The sequence below is a fragment of the Thermosulfurimonas sp. genome, assembly GCF_015491435.1.
Taxonomy (GTDB): Bacteria; Desulfobacterota; Thermodesulfobacteria; order Thermodesulfobacteriales; family Thermodesulfobacteriaceae; genus Thermosulfurimonas_A.
In genome coordinates, this window is the sequence record NZ_WFVX01000198.1 from 1 (window position 1) to 7,321 (window position 7,321).

Annotated in this window: 9 protein-coding genes, 1 tRNA gene and 1 other RNA gene; 1 reads left to right on the forward strand and 10 read right to left on the reverse strand. The window is 56.4% G+C overall.

What is annotated here, in order from left to right:
* From F8J34_RS09170 to F8J34_RS09215, 10 genes are all read right to left on the reverse strand, one after another.
* Nucleotides 1-956: glycosyltransferase family 9 protein (locus F8J34_RS09170; protein ID WP_297058678.1), on the reverse strand; the 956-nt coding region annotated here is incomplete at its 3' end.
* A complete protein-coding gene (locus F8J34_RS09175; RefSeq protein WP_297058681.1) occupies nucleotides 938-2,170 on the reverse strand; it encodes a glycosyltransferase in 1,233 nt (410 codons plus the stop codon). The genes F8J34_RS09175 and F8J34_RS09170, both read right to left, overlap by 19 nt.
* Nucleotides 2,148-3,185, reverse strand: coding sequence for a glycosyltransferase family 4 protein (locus tag F8J34_RS09180; RefSeq protein WP_297058684.1), 1,038 nt, complete (start codon nucleotides 3,183-3,185; stop codon nucleotides 2,148-2,150). The genes F8J34_RS09175 and F8J34_RS09180 overlap by 23 nt, the downstream gene beginning before the upstream one ends.
* A 3-nt stretch (nucleotides 3,186-3,188) precedes the next feature.
* A complete protein-coding gene (locus F8J34_RS09185) occupies nucleotides 3,189-3,527 on the reverse strand; it encodes a hypothetical protein (RefSeq protein WP_297058687.1) in 339 nt (112 codons plus the stop codon).
* The gene (locus F8J34_RS09190; protein WP_297058690.1) at nucleotides 3,484-4,494 is read right to left on the reverse strand and encodes a radical SAM protein; all 1,011 of its coding nucleotides are present in this window, start codon (nucleotides 4,492-4,494) and stop codon (nucleotides 3,484-3,486) included. Before F8J34_RS09190 ends, F8J34_RS09185 begins: the two co-directional genes overlap by 44 nt.
* Nucleotides 4,495-4,677: 183 nt before the next feature.
* Nucleotides 4,678-5,058 (reverse strand): HTH domain-containing protein, encoded by a 381-nt coding sequence (locus F8J34_RS09195; RefSeq protein ID WP_297058692.1) that lies wholly within the window; start codon nucleotides 5,056-5,058, stop codon nucleotides 4,678-4,680.
* Nucleotides 5,018-5,302 (reverse strand): DUF6516 family protein, encoded by a 285-nt coding sequence (locus F8J34_RS09200; protein WP_297058695.1) that lies wholly within the window; start codon nucleotides 5,300-5,302, stop codon nucleotides 5,018-5,020. The genes F8J34_RS09195 and F8J34_RS09200 overlap by 41 nt, the downstream gene beginning before the upstream one ends.
* A gap of 116 nt (nucleotides 5,303-5,418) precedes the next feature.
* Nucleotides 5,419-5,514 (reverse strand) — tRNA-Sec (locus F8J34_RS09205).
* Between the two features lie 7 nt (nucleotides 5,515-5,521).
* Nucleotides 5,522-5,620, reverse strand: an RNA gene (gene ffs, locus F8J34_RS09210) — signal recognition particle sRNA small type.
* A 13-nt stretch (nucleotides 5,621-5,633) separates the two neighbouring features.
* Complete coding sequence (locus F8J34_RS09215; protein ID WP_297058698.1) at nucleotides 5,634-6,539, reverse strand: sulfite exporter TauE/SafE family protein; 906 nt, start codon at nucleotides 6,537-6,539, stop codon at nucleotides 5,634-5,636.
* A gap of 46 nt (nucleotides 6,540-6,585) precedes the next feature.
* Between F8J34_RS09215 and F8J34_RS09220 the strand changes: the two genes are divergently transcribed.
* The coding region (locus F8J34_RS09220) for an acyl-CoA dehydrogenase family protein (RefSeq protein ID WP_297058700.1) at nucleotides 6,586-7,321 on the forward strand (736 nt) is incomplete at its 3' end.

Below are 7,321 nucleotides of genomic sequence, written 5' to 3' on the forward strand. Positions count from 1 at the left end.
AGATGTGTATAAGAGACAGGTTCCCGGGGATGGGTGGGGCCGGCTATTACCACCACCGGTACTCCCAGGGCATCGGCCATGTACATGATCCCGGTATCCACCCCTACGAAGATCCTGAGTCTCTTAAGAAGGGAGGGAAGTTCCTCCAGGGTGAACGCTCCCAGGGCGTTGAGGACCGCGTTTTTGTCCCGGATCAGGGAAAGAATGCGGTCCCCGAAGCTCCTTTCCGCTTCGGAGCCGATAAGGACCACCCGGGCCTTTAGGTTTTGGGATATAAGGTCGATCAACCGGGCCCAGGTCGCGGGTTCCATGGCCTTCAACCGGTTGCGACAGCTCACGGCCAGACCGATGAGGGGCTCGCAGACGGAGGAAAGGAAAGCCCGGGCCTTCTCTTCCCCTTCCGGGGAAGGAAAGATGTCCCGTGAAGGGTCGGTGGCTTTTATCCCCAGGGGTTCAAGCATCCTGAGATGGACTTCGCTAACCATGCGCTCCGGGGAATGGTAATAGACCCGGGAAAAAAGAAGAGAGGCCAGACGATAGGTCCGTCCGGAAAAACTGGAAAGGATCCCTATCCGTAAAGGGACCAGGCCCCAGAAAAGCGATACCGCATAAAGCACGTTGGGATTGAGGGAGATTACCGCATCAAAGCCTTCCCGACGAAAGAAACGGGCCAGGCGGAGCTTTCCGCGAAGGCCCCTGTATCGGGCTTTGTCGAGGATTACCACCCGATCCACATAGGGGTTATGGGTCAATACCCCCCGGGCTACCGGACTGGCGAGCACCGTGAGTTCGACTTCGGGATAGCGTTTTTTGATTTCCCGAAATACGGGCGTGGAGCAGATGAGGTCTCCGATCTTGGCGGTCTGGATAACCGCAAGGCGGGAGAGATTCTTCCTGGGCCGCAGAAAGGGAAAGAGGAAGGGATAAAGAAGGAGGCTCAAGAGGACATAGAACAACTCAGCACCTCCTCAAAGACCCGGGTTACTCCGGATACATAATGACGGATGTCAAACTGTTCCACCCGTTTGCGGCCCTTCTCTCCCATGGTTTGCGCAAGTCTCCGATCCTGAAGGAATTTCATTATAGCCGAGGCCAGGGCTTTCGGCTGCCGGGGCTCCACCAGGAAACCCGTTTCTCCGTCTTTAACCAGCTCCGAGGGACCGGGAATGCGGGTGGCGATCACCGGTTTCCCGAGGAGCATGGCTTCTAAAATGACTAGGCCGAAACCCTCCTTTTCCGAGGGAAATACGAAAAGGTCCATGGTCTGAATAAAGGAGAGGGGATCAGACTGAAAACCGGTAAAGAGGGTTCGGGAGGAAAGCCCCAGCCGCTGCGAGAGTCTCTCCAGGTTTTCTCGCTCCGGCCCTTCCCCTACGATGAGGATCTTTATGGGCACGGAGGTCTTCCTTTGCACCAGGTAAGCGGCCTCAAGGAGGTCCTGCACCCGCTTTCTTTTTACCAGGGAACAGACCGTGCCCAGGACGAAATCCTCCGGAAAAAGCCCCCATCTTTGCCGGAGGCTTCCCGGCTCTTTCCGGGGACGAAGGGAAAGATCGATTCCATCATAGATTACCGTGCAGAGATCCGCCCTTAAGCCCCGGGAAACGTAGAAATCGCGCAGCCCCCGGGAAACGCAGATGACTCTTTGAACCCGGGCGTTGGTTTTGCGGATGGCTATCCGGGGGACTCTTTTGGCGATACGACAGTGAAGGATGGCAGGGATTCCCACCTTTTCGGCGGCAAGAACCCCCTCCAGATTGGAGGCCGGCTGGTTGTTCATATAAAGAAGATCCGCCCGGAAATCCTTAAGGATTCGGGCTATGGCCTCGGCCTGAGGTCGAATACGGAAATGATAATCGAAGAGAAAAAGTAGATCTTTTCGGAAGGGCCTGAGCCAGAAGGTCCCTGCCCGGCAAAGTTCTTTGAGGATTTTTACTTTGGGAGGCAATTTTTTGGGGGGGACCAGGAAAAACTCCACCCCCAGTTTTTCCAGTTCCCTTCGGATGTCGGATTCGGTTCCCTTGGGGTAGTTTCGGTAAAAGATGGCCCCGAATTTAAATTTTTCTTTATCAATGCGTTTTAAGAGTTCGAGGAGGCTGTTGGTCCCCCCGCCCCATTCCCTTCCGGTATCCAGAATGACGATGCGTTTAGGCTCGGAAGAGGGCTTCAAGATGTCTTTCCCAGGAAAATTTAAAAGTAAGAGATCTCATGCTCTCCGGAGAGTTCCGGAGGGTTATGACCGCGGGAATACCCGTGATCCAGTCCCGAACGTGGAGGGGAAGCACCTTTCCCCGTCCCAAATAAGTCACCGCCTCCGCGGCGCCGTTTTCCGGGGTGGTGAGGACCGGAAGGCCGCAGGCTAAGGCCTCAAGCACCACGTTGGCAAAGGGGTCATAGCGGGTGGGAAGCACCAGAAGATCCGCCGCCCCGTAAAGCCTTTCCATATTCTTTACCGTCCCCAGATAATGGACCCGGCCCTTTTTCCCGAGCCTTTTACCGCCTGCCACCAGGAGTTTAAATTCCTCCGGCAATTCTTCAAGCACCGAAAGGAGAAAGGGAAGGCCTTTCCTTCGCCAGTCGGAGCCCGCAAAAAGGAGCACCCGATCCTCCTCGGAAAGGTTGAGTTCCCTGCGTACCTCGGTCCTGAAACGCTGTACTCCGGGGTTGAAGCGCTCAAGATCCACCCCGTTATAAATGACCTCGGTCTTTCCCACGGCAAAGGGATAGTGTTCGGCGATCTCGTTAAAGACCATGCGGGAGTTTACGATCACCCGCCGGGCCTGCTCGAGGCTTTTTCGCTCAAGCCAGAGGATGAGCCGGTGTCTGGGGCGTAGCGGCCAGAGAAGGGGCGGCCTTGCGTAGCCCCGGTAAAGCCAGACGATATGGAGCGGATCCGAGACCCGCACCCAGTCCGCCGGGAAAAACCGGGAGGTGGCATAAACTACATCGAAGCGCTTGCGGGAAAGCACCCTGCGGGCGTTAAAAAAGAAGGAGAGGGTCTTTACCAGCGAGCCCCGGCCGTAAATCCGGGCCCGGAGGTGTTTAACCTCGGGGACCTCGCAGCGGTCGGCCACCACGAAGACCTCATGTCCGGCACGCAGAAGCTCCCGGGCCACATAGGCGGTGTAGTTCTCCGCCCCTCCGAGACCGAAACCCACTCTGGGACGCACTAAAGCGATTTTCACGGATCAGTGGGCCAGAAAATAGGTGGCTATCCCGATAAGGGTGGCAATAAAGGTGAAACCGAACCCCATGAACCACTGAAGAAACGAAAGCCGCTTCTCAATGGCCTCAAAGCGTTGTTGATTGGCCCGTTCCATGGCCTCAAAACGTTTGTCGGTAAGCTTCATGTACTCGTGCATGACCTCCCGCAGGGCTTTAAGCTCTTCCTCCACCCGGATGAGACGTTCCACGAGAGAGATCTCCCGGGCCCGAAGTTCGTTTTCGGCCACGAAACGGGCCACCGCCTGAGAGACCAGTTCCTCAAGAAGTTTTCGAAATTCCGGATCCTGAAAATCTATCTGCATCTTTACCAGTGTAAACTTTTCCTGCAAAAAGGGGAAGATGGGAGGAATTTTTCCCCGGAAAGTCCCTCTCCCAGGGGATGCAGTCCTCAAAAGGTAGGTCCGGGTTCTTGCAGCCGCACACCCTTACCCGAATTCCGTAGGCCCGGCCCACCTCCCGAAAAAGGGCGTAGCCGGACTCCCGCACTTCTTTTAGGGCCAACCTGGTTACGGCCGAGGTGATGACCTTCTGCCAGGGCTGGCCGGCATAATATTTGAGAATGCTCCGAAAAATTCCGGCCGGAAGTTCCCGGGCCATCTGACGGATGACCCCGGGCCGGAGCACGAGATAGCTCACCGAGACCTCCTTTACCCCTACCAGGGAAAGTCTCCGAAAGAGGGCCTCCACGGCCTCCTCCCGGTCGGAAACGCCCGGGATCACCGGGTCAATCCTTACCGAGGGGTTTAAGCCCAGAGCCGAAAGGCGTTCAAGCTGGGTAAGCCGCACCGGGGGAGGAGCCGTCCGGGGCTCAAAGAGCCGGTGATAATCCCTTGAGACCGAGACCAGGCCGATGCGGGGATATATAAGTGAGGAATAATCCGCAAAGAGGGCCCAGGCCTCATCCGGAATGTAACCCTTGGTAAGGAAGGAAACCTTAAGGCCGGCCTCAAGGACCATCCGCAAGACCTCAAGGGCCAGCCGTCTTACCTCCGGATGGGGTTGAAAGAGGTCCGAGGCGGTGGAGAAGGTCACCGAGGAGGGAAGCTTTCCCCGAAGGGAAAGTCTGCGGATCTCCTCGGATAGCTTTTCCGGAAGGTTTTCGTAAAGCCAGACCTCGGTCCTCGGGGTCTCCGGGAAGGCCCGGGCGTAACAATACACGCAGGTATGAAGACATCCCCGGGTAAGATTTACCGCAGGGGTTCCGCGGAGGCATCCAAAGGCCGGGGGTTTTAGAACCGGGCTCTTCCTTTTTGTCTTTCGTAAGTGCATTTAAAACTCATATTAATCTCCTCCTCCAGGTCCTTTAAGAGGGCCTCAAACAGGCGACTAACCGATTCGGAGAGAAACTACTTTCCGGTGATAGATCAGCTGTGCTCCTAATCAATGAGGAGAGGCTGAGAGCCTTGGCGGAAGCGCATGGGAATCGGATTGGTGCCCACGGTGGTGCCCGACTTAGAGGGCGACCTCAAGGACCACTTTGTCATAGTCCACCTTCGGGGTCAGGCGATCCCTTTTGCCCTGGGGATTTTTCTCAAGCTCAAGGAACCCCAGCTCCGAAAGGACTTTTACGTCCTGCTGAACGCTTCGCAGGTTGCGGCCAAGGATGCGGGCAAGCTCGTAAACCGAGGCCGGTCGGTGCTTGCGCACGGCCTTAAGAAGCTCAAGACGCTTCTCGGAAAGGACCTTGCGCATGGTTCTCCAGTCCGGGAAGACCACCGCATGCCCTTTGGGCTTCACGGCCTTTCCTTTTGTTACGGCCTCCATAACGGATCTGGCCTCGGCCAGGGTGTTCTCAAGGCTCTTGATCTCTACCTTCACCGTTTTGACCTTCATTTCTTGCCTCCTCAAGGTCCTTTAAAAAGTCCTCAAACAGGCGCTCCACTGAATGGAATTCGTATGGAGCGGTTTTTCCTCTAAAATGCTTGTGGTGTCCATGGCCCTGGTAATTGTCATAACCCAGGATGCGCTTTCCTTTTCGGAGATAAACCAGGCTGTATTTAACCCCCTCGGGATAATCCTTAGACCTGGAGACCTCCCAGATCTTTATTTCCATTATTTCATCTTCGGAAAGAGCCACCTTTCGGTGATAAACCAGGCGAGCTCCCATATAAGGATGTTAGAGCGTATATGGGTGGATGACAAGTTAGGGTTTTGGGAGCAACCGGACCGGTACAAAAACTTCATTATCAAAAATGGCGGAAGCGCATGGGAATCGAACCCACCCACCGCCGTTTCCGACGGCGCACCGGGTTTGAAGCCCGGGGGGGCCACCAGGCCCCTGGCGCTTCCGCCTTACGGCTGCCGGGCACCCCTGCGGCACCCGGAGAGCCCGGCTACCGTTGCTCCCTTTCGGGCCTGGCGGGGTTCACCGGGATCCGTCGCGCAGGACCCGGCAGCCAGAAAGAATTTTACCCCTTTAGCAGTAAAAGCAAATAGGGCCACAGATATTTAAGGGCCCCCAGCCCGGTGGCCAAGAAAAGTCCCCATTTGATGGGGCGCTCGGGGACGTATTTTTGACATCGAGCCCCCAGGTAAGCTCCGGCTAGTCCTCCCAGGCCGAAGAGCAGTCCCAGGGCCCAGTCCGGCCGGGTTAGGGGGCCGGAGCCCGGCCCCAGGGTATAAAACAAAACCCCGCAAACCGAGGCTCCGAAGGTGGAAGCCAGAGTGGCTCCGGCCACGGCGTGTACCGGAAGCCTAAGAATGGAAACCAGATAAGGAGCTAGAATCGCTCCCCCACCGATCCCGTAAGCCCCACTTACCGTCCCTACCAGCAGACATATAATCAGCGTGGAAAGAATGGGGACCCTATAGACGGTCGCTCCGAAGCGAAAACGGAGATAGCCCCCTTCCCGGGGAAGATATTCAATAGAGGAAGCGTTTCGGGCGGGATCGACTTTGCGTTGACCCTTACGTAGGTCTTTCAGAATACGCGAACAGAGGTAAAGAAGCACCATCCCTACCAGGAGGCGGAATCTTTGCGGGGAAGCCAACCAGTGGATACGTACCAGATATCCCAGAAAAAGCCCCGGGATTACTCCGGAGAGCATGAGAAGGGCCAGGGGGGCGTAAAAGCGCCTTTCCTTTCGAAAACGCCATAAGGCCGGAGGAATGGTCAGCAGATTATAAAGAAGGTTGGTGGCGGAAACTCCCGGAGTCTGATACCCCAGGATCGAAAATTGAAAGGGGAGAAGGAGAAAGGCCCCGGTAATTCCTCCCATGACCCCGAAAAAGGCCAAAAGAAAGGTGATCAACGGGGGGAGAAAGATCCAGGTGGTTACTCCGGAAATGGGGAAGGTGACCTTTAAAAAGTTCATAATTTCTTATATGGTATTAGGGCAACGGGAGCAAGGAGGGGTCTTCATGCTGGATTATTTTCTTTCTCCGGAAGAGAAACTTCTGGTGGATCTGGTGGAACGTATAGGACGGGACTACATCGCTCCCCATGCCCGGGAATGGGATGAAAAAGAAACCTTCGACCCCCGTCCGATTAAGGCCCTGGCCCAGGCGGATCTGTTCGGGCTGGTGATTCCCTCCGAGTACGGAGGGCTGGGCTGGGGAACCATGGCCCTTTGTCTGGCTGTGGAACATCTCTCTAAATACTGCCCCGGGGTGGCCACGACCTATGCGGCCAGTTTCCTGGGGGCCTATCCCATCCTTCTCTTCGGCTCCAGGGCCCAGAAGGAGAAATATCTTCCCGAGGTGGCCCGCGGTCGGAAACTCTGTGCCTTTGCTCTTACCGAGCCCCAGGCCGGAAGCGACGCCGCGGCCATAAAGACCCGGGCCGAACGCGACGGGGACTACTATATCCTCAACGGTCTCAAGCAATGGATCACCAACGGAGGAATTGCGGATATTTACATTGTAATCGCCCTTACCGATCCCAAAAAGGGGGCCCGCGGGGCCAGCGCCTTCATCGTGGAGAAAGGGGACCCCGGTTTTTCCGTGGGACGCAAGGAAAAGAAGATGGGGCTTCGGGCCTCGGTGACCACGGAGTTATTCTTCACCGATTGCCGGATCCCGCGGGATCGGTTGTTGTCCCGGGAGGGGATGGGCTTCATCGTGGCTATGCGCACCCTGGACTATGCCCGGGTGGGGG

Bases quoted from the DNA above. Each gene is read 5' to 3' on its own strand.
- F8J34_RS09185 (WP_297058687.1), bottom strand. From the start codon at position 3,527: ATGCAGATAGATTTTCAGGATCCGGAATTTCGAAAACTTCTTGAGGAA.
- F8J34_RS09190 (WP_297058690.1), bottom strand. From the start codon at position 4,494: ATGCACTTACGAAAGACAAAAAGGAAGAGCCCGGTTCTAAAACCCCCG.
- F8J34_RS09195 (WP_297058692.1), bottom strand. From the start codon at position 5,058: ATGAAGGTCAAAACGGTGAAGGTAGAGATCAAGAGCCTTGAGAACACC.
- F8J34_RS09215 (WP_297058698.1), bottom strand. From the start codon at position 6,539: ATGAACTTTTTAAAGGTCACCTTCCCCATTTCCGGAGTAACCACCTGG.